The following is a 12,541-nucleotide window of genomic DNA, read 5'->3' on the forward strand; positions in this document are numbered from 1 at the left end:
TCAACACCTCCGGCCAAAAGCCAAAAGTGTTACCCATGTGTCCGGTACAAAACGTCACCTATGTCTCGGGTCGCTCACACTGACGAATGTACTCCTGCCTTCGTCAGCGGGCCGTGTGGTGAGAAGGCCGTTCAGATAGCCTTTGACCTCCACCTCAACACCCGTCCCGTCATCCTTGCGGAACAGCGTTGCGGTCGAAATGATCTCCCGAAGGAAGTCAGCGCTCTCCGCGATGCCGGCGAGTCCTCCGGTCCTGAATGCTTCGTGCAAATCGCGCATTGCTCGCTCAAACCGCAGTTGCGCAGCGGGAAGAGACGACACCGTTTTCTCCGGCTCCGGCTGCACTGCCAGTTCGGCCTCTATAGCTTTTCGCCTGTCTCTCAGCGGCGGTAATTCCTTGGCAAGTTCAACGTCCTCGATCATGCCTTCGCGCGCCAACTTCATAGTGCGCGTCCACTCCCGTTCGACAATCTCTAAGTCTCGCTCCAACCTGATACGCTTCGCCGCCTTATCCCCAATCAGGCGCTGGCGTTCTCCCTGCTAGGCCGAGATGTAGGCGGTCAGATTTTCCGGTGACCGGAGCTTCGCTACGAGGCTTCCGACGACAAGTTGCTCAACCGTATCGAGGTAGAATGTTTTAGGGTCCGGGCACGTCCCGCTTTCGTGGTGGCCTGAACAGCGGAGTCGCGTCCGGCCGCTCTTGTCCTTCCCGGCCGTAGACATTCCCGCACCGCAAGCACCGCACTTAAGGAGACCTGTCAGCAGGTGCTTTGCCTTCCGCATTTTTGATGCGATGGCCGGCGTCACCTTCTCGCGGCGATGGGCCTGTGCGACCTCCCAGAGATCATCCGAGACGATGCGCAACTCTGGCACTGGAGTGCGCTTCCATTCGCTTTCCGGCTTTGACCTATCCAATCGATTGTTCGGCAAAATGCTTGGTAATTACCGGATTTGCACTATTTCGCATTCTGCGAGTTCTTCCCCACCAAAAATCATACCCTGCATGGAACAAAGTTCCTGCCCGGCGCAATTCGTACGCCGGGGCAAAAAAGCAGTAGGCTATGTGGGACAATGAAAGCGACCGGCCGGAGCACAGCTTTGTCCGGCATCTCGTACGTCAGACAGGCATTAGGGAGATCGAGGCGCGCAAACTCGTTGAGGCGATCGGCACCGAGTGGCGGTTACTCGTTCGGGAGGCTCGGAAGCTAAGCCGCACAAAATGGCTGCGCAGCCGTTCCGGTGGGCAGCAGCCCTGCTACGCCGTGAACTCACAAATACGGAATGACCGGGACGGGGTGGCAAGCGGAAATGGCCGCTTTCGGGGGGCAGCGCAAAAAAGCCGTCGCTCATGAGGCTTCTGCTGAAACGAATTGCCAATTAAGTTTCATATTGTTAGTGCCATCCGTGAAAGCCGATGGTACGCATCTCTACAAAAACTGGGAGAGGAAGAATATTGCCGTGCTGAAGCGTATTCTTGCCGGGTTCATCGTCGTTATAATGCTAGTCGGTCCGACGATTGCCGGGCCATTCGAGGATGGCGTTGCTGCTGATAAGCATGGCGATTATGCCGAGGCGGCAAAGTCGTATCGTCTAGCAGCCGACCAAGGCCATGCCCATGCCCAATTCAACCTCGGTCATATGTACGCCACCGGCCGAGGCGTCCCGAAGGACTATGTTGAGGCGATGAAGTGGTTTCGTCTGGCAGCCGGCCAAGGTCATCTGAAGGCCATTGCCAGCTTAGGCATCCTGTATGCCCAAGGCCATGGCGCCCCGCAGGACTATGCCGAGGCGGCAAAGTGGTGTCGTCTGGCGGCCGAACAAGGCAATGCCGAGGCCCAATACTTGCTCGGTTACATGACCGCCACCGGCCAAGGCGTCCCGCAGGACCGTGCCGAGGCGGCAAAGTGGTATCGTCTGGCGGCCGAACAAGGCAATGCCGAGGCCCAATACTTCCTCGGTTACATGGTCGCCAACGGTCAAGCCGTCCCGCAGGACTATGCCGAGGCGGCAAAGTTATATCGACTGGCGGCCGGACAAGGCCATGTCTATGCTCAGTTCGAACTCGGATTTTTGTATGCTACCGGCCAAGGCGTCCCGCAGGACTACGTGCTTGCATACATGTGGTCCAATTTAGCGGCGGCGCAGGGGCACGAGGTTGCGGTTCTGAACAGGGATGGGGCCGCCAGAAAAATGTCTCCCGACCAGATCGCCGAAGCACAGCGCCTGGCGCGAGATTGGAAACCCACGAACTGACAAGGCCTCTCCCGCTTCCACAAAGGCGTCGCATCGCAAGTCGATATGACAAGCTGGCAGAAAACTACCTCGCTGCCCTCAAACTCGTCTCCGTCCGAATTACGCGGTAATGCTTCTACCTCCCTGAATGCAGCGCCGCCTTCCCGATCAGAAACTTTGAGCTTAAAGGTGCTCAAATGCATGACGACGACACAGACCGGCAAGAGGCTGACTACGCCCGGCATCTTGCACGGCAGATCGGAATCTCGGAAACCGATGCACGGCATCTGGTTGACATGCTTGGTCCTAATTGGCCGCCGCTCATACGTGAGGCACGGGATATCAAAGCCTGCCGTAACTCGCCGGAAAGCCGTGAACCAGTGCATTGATCTCGTGACCCGCTGTGGGGCACGATGCTCATGAACCGATGTTGAGCTTCTTGATATACGGCTGAAGTGCAGCATTGAGGCGGTTCATTGCTGCAACTAGCGCTTTCTGAATACCCTCCCAATCCGCATCGGGAGAACGGTAGCCCCCCGCGATGTTGGCTCGTATGCGGCTACCGTGCTTTCCATCCAGCCGCTCCCAGCTAAGCGGGCCACCAAAAGCCGCTTCGATCTCAGATTTGTGTGCGGCAAGCTGATCAAAGATGGCTTTGTTGGCGGCCTCCGAACTCTTGCCACGATAGATGAAGAGTTCGGCCCCGGCATTGTCCTGGGTAACTACGTAGTTCAAGCTCAGACCACGGACGCCGGATGAGGCCGCGATCCAGGTCGTTTGGTTTGGCGTGAGATGCGCATGCAACTTTGCCTCAGGAAGCGCCAGCAAGCGGCTCCACCAATCGTGTCGAATGTTATGGCGCTCCGCGATTTCTTTCTTGGTACGCCCAATGTCCTTCGTCTCTTCCGAGGGACCTACGATAACTGTGAGCAACGGCGCGGCTGGTGAGACTCCTATGCGAACAGCCTCCACCTTGACCAAATAAAAATTGGCGCTGCTTGCCTCGTTGAGCCATGTGATTGCTGCGACGTGTTCTGGTCTCGGCTCCGACACAATCCACACGGCTGTCTTAGCCCCCATGGCCGTCAGATACGTGATCACCTTGCCAAGGTGGTCGTGATTGCTCTTCTCTAATTGGTTTTCAATGATGACGGTCGCCCCGAATTCGTCTTCGCCCACAAGATCGATGCTGAATGACCCGGCTGCCCGTTCGCGCTCCAGAGAGACCAGATTGAGGTCCATGACATCGTTGAGCACGTCGATGTTTTGCTGGAGCCATTGCGTGAAGTCATAGGCTTCGTGTTTCCAGACTTCGCGGAGCGCCACGCGTTCAAGTCGGCCGATACCTAGGTGATCCATAACTGCCCCTACGATGTAACAACGGCAGCACTATGGAGGCGATCCGTAAACGAACCGATCACGTTACTGGCGTAATTATTCGCAATCGAATGAACAATGCGGAGCAGTATCATGACGCGTGTGCAGCAGCCGGCGGGCCAAAGAGGTAGCCTGAAATGGATACAGCTTGCCATAAATCAGCACGCCCAAATCCTCGATCATCAAATCACGGCATTGATGGGCGAAACAGGGCCGATCACATGGCTATCGCCTCGGAGTGATGACGCCTACGCCGAATACCGCGATAGCGCGTTTCTCGACCTCATTGATCATGGAGGTCTCCGCGATCGGCTGTCGGAATTTTGGCCCCGGCATGGACCTCAATGGGACGCGCTCGGCAGGACAGCGTCCGGCTGCATCTTACTTGTTGAAGCCAAAGCGCACGTCGATGAAATCTGTTCGCCGGGGTCCAGCGCCAGCCAGTTAACGCGCTCGCTGATCGAGAAGTCGTTGGCAGCTACGGCAGTCCACATGGGTGCGAAGCCGCGAGCGACGTGGATCGACACTTTCTATCAACTCGCCAATCGCTATGCATATCTGCACTTCTTGCGCGCGAACGGTGTCGATGCCCGGCTGGTCCTTGTCAATTTCATCGACGACACCGAAAGAAAAGGCCCGACGAGTGTGGCAGAGTGGCAAGCTGTTTATCAGATCGTGGACCACGTCATGGGCGTGCCAAAGCGGCACCCGCTGGGCAAGTTCGTGCTGCACGTTTATCCGTCTGTTGCCGGATGGATGTAGTGGGCCGCGCATCTTGCGAAGGCAAATGAGAGTATGTGTCAGTCGTCGTGGGGACGTAACAACTGATCGTCAATTTGGCGGATGCGCCTCCGAATGACACCGACCTCGGAGAGGACGACGGCCGCCAACGCTTTACGCCAAGCAAGCAACACCGCCGTTACGAAGATGAACACGCTAACGAAGACGATAGCCGTCGAATTGCCCCGCACCGCATCCCCCCATGGCTGCCCCGCTAAGACCTAGCCCCAAGCTTCCACGGATGCGAGGCGCTTCTGACTAGGATGCTGCCCGATATGTGAACGGAACGCTTTCGGAGCGTTGGCTTTGGCTGTAGCGGCCACCCGATACCATCGGTCCCCATGTGTTTCTTCCCGGTTTGTTCGCTGTGGGGAACGCTTGTAGCGGTCTCCCGCTACCACCATTCCCCCCACTCCTTTTACGCCATGGGGAAGGCACCCTCGCCCAAGAGTGCCGTTAGACGTCCGGCGATTTCGACTTCGATTCCGCCGATCCTCGAAGGATCTCGAAACACCGTGACGGTTTCGATCAACTCCCGCATCGCTTCTGCGGACTCGGGATCGCCTGCCTCAAGGCCCTTGGCAAGCCCTGCTCGAAGTTGGTTTACTTGTTCCTCGTAGCGTGCCAGCACTGCAGGATGCAGCGCGATCACGCCGGTCGCCGCGGGCGCCTGATCCAGCTCAGCCACAATGCACTTGCGCTCTTCATTGAGCGTCATTGATTGCGGTCCCAACACGGTTGGGTCGCCATGGCCCTTGGCGATGGCGCTTGTTGGGCGCAGATCTGCCTGCAGGGGTCGTCATTGTTGTTCGGCTCTACCGCAGCGGCGCGTGGAGAGATTCACCAAAGCCACGATAGTCATAGGCGAGAACACCAATTCCGCTTGCCGCAGCCCTCTATTTGTAGCGGCCGTGGCGCTGCAGCACTTCGATCTGGTAACCGTCGGGGTCGCCCACGAAAAAGAACCGCGCAAACAGCCCGCCTTCGTGGTTGAACTCGACAATTTTTCGCGGATTGAGGCCTGCCGCCGCCAAGCGCTCGTGTTCTGCCTCTAGGTTGTCAACGCAAAGGGCGATGTGGCCATAGCCGTCGCCCAGCGAGTAAGGTTCTTCCCTGCCCTTGTTGATCGTCAGTTCGAGTTCGAAATCGGCTTCCGCATTGCGCAGGTAAACCAGTGTGAACGTGTCGAAATCCAACCGGTCCGCAACATCTAGTCCGAATGCGCTTCTGTAGAAATTGACCGACAGGTTCTCTTCCAGCACCCTGATCATCGAATGAATTACTTTCGCCAAAGGAGCCTCCGGTCTGCCGAGCGGTTTCGCATACAGTAGACCGTGGCCTATTGGCCGGAAAAAGGGTGGCAGCCGGTTAGCACGTCGAAAAATTGAGGCGTAAGGGCGGTTCACTCACGAAAGTCCGATTGCAGTCACCGCAAATTGAGCGGAAAATGCGCTGGTGGTCCCACGAATGGGTGCAGAAACTGCGCTTTCGCCAAAATGGGAGGTTTTCGCGTGTGTAAAGTCTTTGCGGGGCAGGATCCGGAAGGGTACCGGCTAATCAATCGCTCAGTTCGAATAGCTGGCCATTCGACAAGCATCCAGCTCGAGGCCGCCTTTTGGACGCTGTTGGACGAGATCGCCCACGGACAGGGGATGACGGCGCCGAAATTCCTCTCGACGCTTTACGACGAAGCACTGGAGATCAATGGCCATATCCCGAACTTTGCATCCATGCTGCGCACCACGTGCACACTCTACCTGCGCGACAGGCAACCGCTCGACAATGAATCCTCGGAACGCACGAACAAGGCAGCCTGACACGCGGCCATTACGTTCGAATGCCCGAAATCCCGTGTAGCAGCCGCCTGCTACCAGCGACCCGCATTTTGGCGCTATCTAATATCAATGGCGGATCTGGCGGGGGCGGTGTAGGCTTCGCCTCACATGAAGAAGAACGAGCCGTGTCAACGGCAACGCCGAGCGAATCTGGGAGGATTCATGGTCGAGATTATCTCCAAGCGGGATGGGCCGCGGCGCGAGGACGTACAGGTCAAAAGACTGATAGAGCAGAACCGCTCGACCATCGTTCGCCTTGCCGACCAGATTAGCGGCGGCGGCTATTCGGCTTCGAGGAAACCACGCCAGCAACCGAAAGCGGAAGGTCTGATCATCCATATTGGCGGCAGCGCGGCGCCTGTGGCCGAACCCAAGCCGTCCATCCAAGTCACCATGAACGGCCGTGTGATCTCCAAAGATCAGAACACAGGCCGCCAACTTCATCACATCGGCGATATCCGCAACCGGGACGGAGACCAGGTCTTCGTACTGGCGACGAAGCAGAATGGCTTCTTCTCGCCGGTCAACGAAACCGTCGCCGCAGCGCTTGCCGAGTTAGACGGATTCCGCCTCGCCGCCACCTACACCGAAGAACAGCTTGCCGCCGACATCGGGGCGAAACTCGGCATCTACTAACGGGAAGACACTTGGACGAAGCTTCTGTACGTCCAGGCCGCGACAGCTACAGCAATGGCATGCCCCAAAGGTTCCGTGATCGCTGAATGAAACGCGTGACAGGCCCTAATCAGATGAAGATAGATGCTCTTCCAGCGCGTGCGTCGGTGGCTGCTGGGCAGATGATTCTGGGCAACATCGACTATGATGAGCGTGCTACCATGCGCGCCTGGGAAAGTTTTCTGGCCGACGAGCCCACATGTGCGCGCGATCCAGTCCACCCACGCCACGTCCGCTCCCTCATTCACGATTCCTGGTACCGCAGCGCCACCGGCGGCATCAATGCTCAAGGAATTGAAGCGCCGCTGAGCAGCGATCGCGACGAGATAGAATACCTGACGCGGGCCAATGCAGAACTTCTTTCAGCGGCGCGGCGGTCGTTCGCCTCCCTTGGCCAGCTACTGGACGGCACAGGCGCGATGCTGGTTCTGGCCGACAGCGACGGCGTGTTGATCGACACCATCGGCGACAAGAAGACCCTGCATGACGGCATGGATATCCACCTCGCCATCGGCGGTAAGTGGAACGAAGAAGCCGTCGGCACCAACGGCATCGGCACTGCGCTGTGGACCGGCGAGCCAACTTTCGTCCATGCGGCAGAGCATTTCTGCGCCGGCATCAAATCCTGGACCTGTGCCGGCGCACCGATTCGCGATCCGCTGGACGGCAAGATCATCGGTGTGGTCGACCTGTCAGGCTATTCGCCGATCTTCCGGCCGCACAACACCGCGCTCGTTGCCGCCACGGCCCGGCAGATCGAAAAGGCGTTGGCCGAACAGCAGCAGGAACAGCGCACGCGCCTGCTCGAAGCCTTCATCTCGTCGGCTCCCAGCTACCGCCGAAAGGACGGCTTGGTCATCGTCGATCATCGCGGCCGTGCCATCTTCTGCAACAACGTGCCTGACGGCGAGACCACCGAGATGATGGACGGCCCGATGGAGCCGGGCCGTGGCCGCTGGCTGATGAACCTCCCGTCGTCCGGTTCCGACGCGGACCTCGCCAGGGCGCTACCGGCGCATCTGCGATCGTGCCACATCACGCCGCTCAAGCTCGATGGCGACCTCCGCGGCGCGGCGTTGGTATTCCCCCCTGTGCCAGCAGTCTCCAGCGTGGCGGTGGTCCACCGGGAAGTGAACAAACACCTTCAGGATGCTGTCGCTATGATCGTCGGTGAAAGCGAAGCGCTGGAGGCTGCCATCGACGTCACCTGCCGCGTCGCCCGGTCGACCAGCGTTGCATCGCTGTTGATCGAAGGCGAAACAGGTGTCGGGAAAGAATTGTTTGCGCGGCTTGTCCATGCCGGCAGCCGGCGCACAGCAAACGACCCGTTCATTGCGATGAATTGCGGGGCGATCACCAGGGATCTGTTCGGCAGCGAATTGTTCGGTCACGTCGCAGGCGCCTTTACCGGCGCCTCGCGTGAAGGCAAACCGGGCGTTTTCGAGCTCGCCAATGGCGGCGTCCTCAGTCTGGACGAGATCGGCGAATTGCCACTCGAGATCCAGCCGTTTCTGCTGCGCATCCTGGAAGAGCGCGTGGTCAACCGCATTGGCGACAGCCGCGGTCGCCCGGTGGATGTGCGCCTGGTCGCCTCGACCAATCGCGATCTCAAGCAGGAAGTTGCGGCAGGCCGCTTCCGTCGTGATCTCTATTACCGAATTGGCGCGGTTTCGATCACTGTCCCGCCGCTGCGCGAGCGCGGCGACGATGTGCTGCTGCTGATCGAACACTTCAACCGGCAGATCGCCACCGCATCAGGCGAGGACCCGCTGGAATTCTCGCACCAAGCGCTGGACGCGTTGCTCGCCTATCGTTGGCCAGGCAATGTGCGCGAACTGAAGAACCTCATGGCGCGGTTGCACATCTTGGCGCGCGGTGGGGCTGTCGGCGTCCAGGATCTTCCGGGGGAAATCAGTGCCGGCAATCGCCACAATGTGACCCTGCACAGCGATCATCCCGCAGCCATGCTCGAAGCCCCGGTGTGCACATTCGAAGATGCAGAATGCCAGGCGATCAAGAACGCGCTTGCCGCAGAGAGTGGCAATCTCAGCAAGGTCGCCCTGAGGCTCGGTATTTCGCGGCCGACGCTCTATCGCAAGCTGGGGCAATACGGCATCCGGCGCGGTTTCATTTAGACCCAGGTCCGTTCACCGGCACAAAAAACCCGCGGCATTCGCGCCGCGGGGTTGGGAGATTCGTCAACCGAGTTTGCCCTCAGGCAGCGGTCGCGGGCATGATCAGGCTTTTACGACAGCACCCGTCACTTTCTCGGAGACGTAGCCGAGGATGTTGCCGAGGATCAGCGAGATAACCACGGCGGCCGCAACCTTGGTGATGCCGCCGATGCCTTCGCCATAAGCGGCGGCACCAAGTAGAAAAAGGGCGGCAGTCGTTGCATAGCCATAGACTGCTGACGGAATGGCGCTCAGCAATGGCAGCTTGGCGGCGAGTATCAGGACGACGATTGAAATGCCGACGCAAAGCCCGGCCATGATCGCCGTAGCACCAATGGACGTCAGTGCTATCAGTGCGCCGGCGGCGCAGACCGCTCCCCAGAGGTTTGCAACCGCCGAATTCTTGAAACCGGCTTCCTTGCCGCCACAGTGATAAAAACTCCCCCAGCCTACAAACACCGCCCAGATCAGCAAATAGGGGTTGCCGATGGTGATGGCCGTCCACGTTGCAATGCCGCCCATAATGCCGATGACGACAGCCAACCCTGTGATAAGATCCAAATTGTCCTCCCGTTTTTCCAAAGCTCGAAGCAAACAAACTCGTTTCAGGATCGCGCTTCGCTGACGTCCCGACACGCAAATCGCCATGGCATCAGCCACACGGCTCAGGAAGAAAAGCTTGCCGGGTCAGGCAAGCAATCAGGCCGGCTGAGCCGCCGGTTCGCTCGTGTCCCCAATGTTTCAGGGAACGATGACGCCACGTCCGGTGAACCGCCGGTTCTTGAAATCATCAAGCGCGGTGTTGATGCTGGCGAGGTTGTATTCGGTGTAGTGCATCTTCACCTTGCCGTCGGCGTTGAGCTCCATCAGTTCGACCAGCTCGGTAAAATTTCCGACCAGGCTGCCGCCAATGTTGATCTCCTCGATGACCAGATGCGCGGTCGGCACGTTGATGTTGCCGCCATAGCCGACGACGAACAGTTGCCCGCCCTTGCGCACCATCTTCCAGCAGATGTTCTCGACGCCGAGTTCGCCAACGAAATCGATCACCACATGTGCACCGCCACCGGTGATCTGGGCGACCTCCTCGACGACGTTCGGCCCGCCATCGAGGATGAAGTCGGCGCCCAGATCCTTGGCCAGCACGCGCGCCGCCGGCTCGCGATCGACGGCGATGATGCGGCAGCCCGAAATCGCGTGCAGCGATTGCAGCGCGATGTGACCTAGCCCGCCAATGCCGAGCAGCACGCAGTAACTCCCCGGGCGAAGGAGTTTTGCCGCGCGCTTGGCGGCGCGGTAAGCGGTGATGCCGGCATCGGCCAGCGGCGCCACCTCGATCGGCGTGATGTTGGCGTTGAGTTTGATCAACGAGCGTTCGCTGGTGATGAAATATTCGGCAAAGCCGCCATTCATGCCAAGGCCGGGAAACTGGCCGTTGTCGCAGTACATATCCTCGCCGTGCCGACAGTTTAAGCAGATGCCGCAAGAGCGGAACGGATGGCAGATCACGGCGTCGCCGCGCTTGACCGATCGGACGCCGCTGCCGACCTCCTCGACCCAGCCGGCATTTTCATGGCCCATGATGTAAGGCAACAGCGTGCCTTCGGGATCCATGGTCGGCTTCCACACGCCTTCGATGATGTGCAGGTCGGTGCGGCAAAGGCCGGCGGCACCGACCCGTACGATCACTTCGTCGGGGGCGGTGATCGTCGGTGCCTTGACCTCCTCGATCCTGAGCTGGACGTTCATCTTCGGATCGTATTCGTACAGTCTGGCAGCTTTCATCGTCCTATCCTTTCACGTCGAGATTGTTCGGATTGCTCAGGCGCGGCCGAGCTTCTCAGAGCCGCCGCCGCGAGCCGGTCCGGCCGTCGGGTCCTCATCCTCGGCGAGATGGCCAATCAGCGTTTCGGTGGTCAGGATCAGCGTCGCCACCGAAGCCGCGTTGGCGAGCGCTGTGTAGGTGACGCGGACCGGATCGATGATCCCCGCCTCGAACATGTTCTGGTAGCTGCCGGCAGACGCGTTGTAGCCGTAGCCGCCGTTGATGCGCGTGACTTCGGCCACGACTGCTTCGGGATCGGCGCCGGCGTTGGCGGCGATGCGCCAGAGCGGCCTCGACAGCACCGACCGCACTAGGCGCACGCCTTCGGCGACATCGCCCTCGACGCCGTTCGCCACCTTGTCGAGCAGCGGCGCAATCTGGGCAAGAGCTGAGCCGCCGCCGGCGACCACGCCCTCTTCGGATGCGGCGCGTACGGCATTTAGCGAATCCTCGATAAGCTGGATGGTTCGCTTCTGCTCCACTGGCGTGACACCGCCGGCATAAAGAATCGCGGTGCCGCCGGACAGCTTGGCCAGGCGTTCGCGCAGCTTGTCCTGATCGATGTTCGGCGGCGAGGCTTCATACTGCCGCTGCACCTGGGCGCGGCGCGATGCGATCGCCGCATGATTGCCGCCGCCGCGAATGATCGAGGTGTAGGACGAACTGGTCTTCACCCGGTCAGCCGTCCCGAGATCGTCAGCGGTGATGTCTTCCAGCCGGCCGCCGAGGTCGCGTGCGATCACCTTGCCGCCGGTGATGATCGCCAAATCCTCCATCATCGCCTTGCGCCAATGGCCATATTCCGGCGGATGGACAACGAGGTATTTTCCAGGTCCCTGCTTGCCGAGCAGCGTCACCACCACTTCCGGCGACATTTCCTCGGACACGACCAGCAACGGCCGACCACTCTGGTCGACAATGCGGCGAACCGCATCGAGCTGCTCGGGCTCCTTGATCTTGAGATCGGTCATCAGGATATAGGGCCGTTCGAGAACCGCCTCCATCTTCTCCTGATCGGTCACCATGTGATGAGAGAGATAACCGCGGTCGAAGGACATGCCCTCGACCACATCGAGCGTGGTCTCTGTGGTGACGCTGAAGTCTGTGGTGATGACACCTTCGGCTCCCACGCGCTGATGGGCTTCCGCCACCAGTGCGCCAAGCTTGGCATCGGTCGCCGCGATGTTGGCGACCGAAGCGAGAATGCCGTTGCCCTTGGCGGGCTTGGCCGAAGCCTTGAGCGCGGCCACGACCGCCGCCACGGCAAGGTCGATGCCCTTGCACAGATCGACGGATTTCACCCCGCGTTCATTCGCGTCCACGCCACCCTGGATAAGAGCGTTGGCGAGCACGATGGCAGTCGTAGTACCGTCGCCGGCCACCTCGTTGGTCTGCATCGAGACCTCGCGGACCACCTGTGCGCCCATGTTTTCGAAACGGTCGTGCAGTTCGATCTCGGAGGCGATGCTGACACCGTCACGGGTCACCATCGGCGTGCCGATCGGCCGGTCGATCATGGCGTTCATGCCCTTGGGGCCGAGTGTCGGCTCGACGGCGGCGGCCAGGCGAAAGACGCCGCGGGCGAGAGCACGGCGGGCTTCCGAGTTGTGAAGCATTATTTTGGGCATGATTCCTCCTTCCGC

At 59.7% G+C, this 12,541-nt stretch carries 13 protein-coding genes; 5 read left to right on the plus strand and 8 right to left on the minus strand.

The genetic code is table 11. The features are described from left to right. Nucleotides 1-54: 54 nt before the first annotated feature. Together AC0L2Y_RS19395 and AC0L2Y_RS19400 are read right to left on the minus strand one after the other, a co-directional pair. Nucleotides 55-444 carry a hypothetical protein gene (locus AC0L2Y_RS19395; protein WP_473558725.1) on the minus strand — a complete coding sequence of 130 codons (390 nt, stop codon included), beginning with the start codon at nt 442-444 and terminating at the stop codon, nt 55-57. A 96-nt stretch (nt 445-540) separates the two neighbouring features. Beyond that, the gene (locus AC0L2Y_RS19400; RefSeq protein ID WP_473558934.1) at nt 541-783 is read right to left on the minus strand and encodes a recombinase zinc beta ribbon domain-containing protein; all 243 of its coding nucleotides are present in this window, start codon (nt 781-783) and stop codon (nt 541-543) included. A 525-nt stretch (nt 784-1,308) separates the two neighbouring features. On the opposite strand from AC0L2Y_RS19400, the gene AC0L2Y_RS19405 reads away from it, so the two are divergent. Beyond that, entirely contained in the window at nt 1,309-2,253 is a 945-nt protein-coding gene (locus tag AC0L2Y_RS19405) for a tetratricopeptide repeat protein (protein WP_473558727.1), read from the plus strand. Nucleotides 2,254-2,649: 396 nt separating this feature from the next. Here AC0L2Y_RS19405 and AC0L2Y_RS19410 read toward each other — a convergent pair whose 3' ends face one another. Next, entirely contained in the window at nt 2,650-3,591 is a 942-nt protein-coding gene (locus AC0L2Y_RS19410; protein ID WP_473558729.1) for a DUF4268 domain-containing protein, read from the minus strand. 111 nt (nt 3,592-3,702) lie between these two features. On the opposite strand from AC0L2Y_RS19410, the gene AC0L2Y_RS19415 reads away from it, so the two are divergent. Further along, nucleotides 3,703-4,371 (plus strand): hypothetical protein, encoded by a 669-nt coding sequence (locus AC0L2Y_RS19415; protein WP_473558731.1) that lies wholly within the window; start codon nt 3,703-3,705, stop codon nt 4,369-4,371. Between the two features lie 436 nt (nt 4,372-4,807). On the opposite strand, the gene AC0L2Y_RS19420 is transcribed toward AC0L2Y_RS19415, so the two are convergent. Continuing rightward, nucleotides 4,808-5,107: a hypothetical protein gene (locus AC0L2Y_RS19420; protein ID WP_473558733.1), complete on the minus strand. Its 300-nt coding sequence runs from the start codon at nt 5,105-5,107 to the stop codon at nt 4,808-4,810. A gap of 178 nt (nt 5,108-5,285) precedes the next feature. Continuing rightward, complete coding sequence (locus tag AC0L2Y_RS19425; RefSeq protein WP_352488917.1) at nt 5,286-5,681, minus strand: VOC family protein; 396 nt, start codon at nt 5,679-5,681, stop codon at nt 5,286-5,288. Between the two features lie 219 nt (nt 5,682-5,900). On the opposite strand from AC0L2Y_RS19425, the gene AC0L2Y_RS19430 reads away from it, so the two are divergent. From AC0L2Y_RS19430 to AC0L2Y_RS19440, 3 genes are all read left to right on the plus strand, one after another. Continuing rightward, complete coding sequence (locus AC0L2Y_RS19430) at nt 5,901-6,206, plus strand: ribbon-helix-helix domain-containing protein (RefSeq protein ID WP_473558736.1); 306 nt, start codon at nt 5,901-5,903, stop codon at nt 6,204-6,206. A 126-nt stretch (nt 6,207-6,332) separates the two neighbouring features. Further along, the gene (locus AC0L2Y_RS19435) at nt 6,333-6,860 is read left to right on the plus strand and encodes a hypothetical protein (protein WP_376703437.1); all 528 of its coding nucleotides are present in this window, start codon (nt 6,333-6,335) and stop codon (nt 6,858-6,860) included. Between the two features lie 161 nt (nt 6,861-7,021). Next, nucleotides 7,022-9,034: a sigma-54-dependent Fis family transcriptional regulator gene (locus tag AC0L2Y_RS19440; RefSeq protein ID WP_473558738.1), complete on the plus strand. Its 2,013-nt coding sequence runs from the start codon at nt 7,022-7,024 to the stop codon at nt 9,032-9,034. A 102-nt stretch (nt 9,035-9,136) separates the two neighbouring features. Here the strand turns inward: AC0L2Y_RS19440 and AC0L2Y_RS19445 are convergent, their stop codons facing one another. From AC0L2Y_RS19445 to groEL, 3 genes are all read right to left on the minus strand, one after another. Next, nucleotides 9,137-9,721: a DUF1097 domain-containing protein gene (locus tag AC0L2Y_RS19445; protein WP_473558741.1), complete on the minus strand. Its 585-nt coding sequence runs from the start codon at nt 9,719-9,721 to the stop codon at nt 9,137-9,139. Nucleotides 9,722-9,814: 93 nt separating this feature from the next. After that, on the minus strand, nt 9,815-10,858 hold the full coding sequence (locus tag AC0L2Y_RS19450) for an NAD(P)-dependent alcohol dehydrogenase (protein WP_023760304.1): 1,044 nt from the start codon (nt 10,856-10,858) through the stop codon (nt 9,815-9,817). 36 nt (nt 10,859-10,894) lie between these two features. Next, nucleotides 10,895-12,526, minus strand: a complete 1,632-nt coding sequence (groEL, locus tag AC0L2Y_RS19455; RefSeq protein ID WP_352488911.1) for a molecular chaperone GroEL — start codon at nt 12,524-12,526, stop codon at nt 10,895-10,897. Between the last annotated feature and the right edge of the window lie 15 nt (nt 12,527-12,541).

Source organism: Mesorhizobium sp. WSM4830 (assembly GCF_055811495.1).

Excerpts from the sequence above, each read along its gene's own strand:
- AC0L2Y_RS19395 (WP_473558725.1), bottom strand. The coding sequence starts at position 444 with ATGAAGTTGGCGCGCGAAGGCATGATCGAGGACGTTGAACTTGCCAAG.
- AC0L2Y_RS19400 (WP_473558934.1), bottom strand. The coding sequence starts at position 783 with ATGCGGAAGGCAAAGCACCTGCTGACAGGTCTCCTTAAGTGCGGTGCT.
- AC0L2Y_RS19405 (WP_473558727.1), top strand. The coding sequence starts at position 1,309 with ATGGCCGCTTTCGGGGGGCAGCGCAAAAAAGCCGTCGCTCATGAGGCT.
- AC0L2Y_RS19410 (WP_473558729.1), bottom strand. The coding sequence starts at position 3,591 with ATGGATCACCTAGGTATCGGCCGACTTGAACGCGTGGCGCTCCGCGAA.
- AC0L2Y_RS19415 (WP_473558731.1), top strand. The coding sequence starts at position 3,703 with ATGACGCGTGTGCAGCAGCCGGCGGGCCAAAGAGGTAGCCTGAAATGG.
- AC0L2Y_RS19420 (WP_473558733.1), bottom strand. The coding sequence starts at position 5,107 with ATGACGCTCAATGAAGAGCGCAAGTGCATTGTGGCTGAGCTGGATCAG.
- AC0L2Y_RS19435 (WP_376703437.1), top strand. The coding sequence starts at position 6,333 with ATGAAGAAGAACGAGCCGTGTCAACGGCAACGCCGAGCGAATCTGGGA.
- AC0L2Y_RS19440 (WP_473558738.1), top strand. The coding sequence starts at position 7,022 with ATGATTCTGGGCAACATCGACTATGATGAGCGTGCTACCATGCGCGCC.
- AC0L2Y_RS19445 (WP_473558741.1), bottom strand. The coding sequence starts at position 9,721 with ATGGCGATTTGCGTGTCGGGACGTCAGCGAAGCGCGATCCTGAAACGA.
- AC0L2Y_RS19450 (WP_023760304.1), bottom strand. The coding sequence starts at position 10,858 with ATGAAAGCTGCCAGACTGTACGAATACGATCCGAAGATGAACGTCCAG.
- groEL (WP_352488911.1), bottom strand. The coding sequence starts at position 12,526 with ATGCCCAAAATAATGCTTCACAACTCGGAAGCCCGCCGTGCTCTCGCC.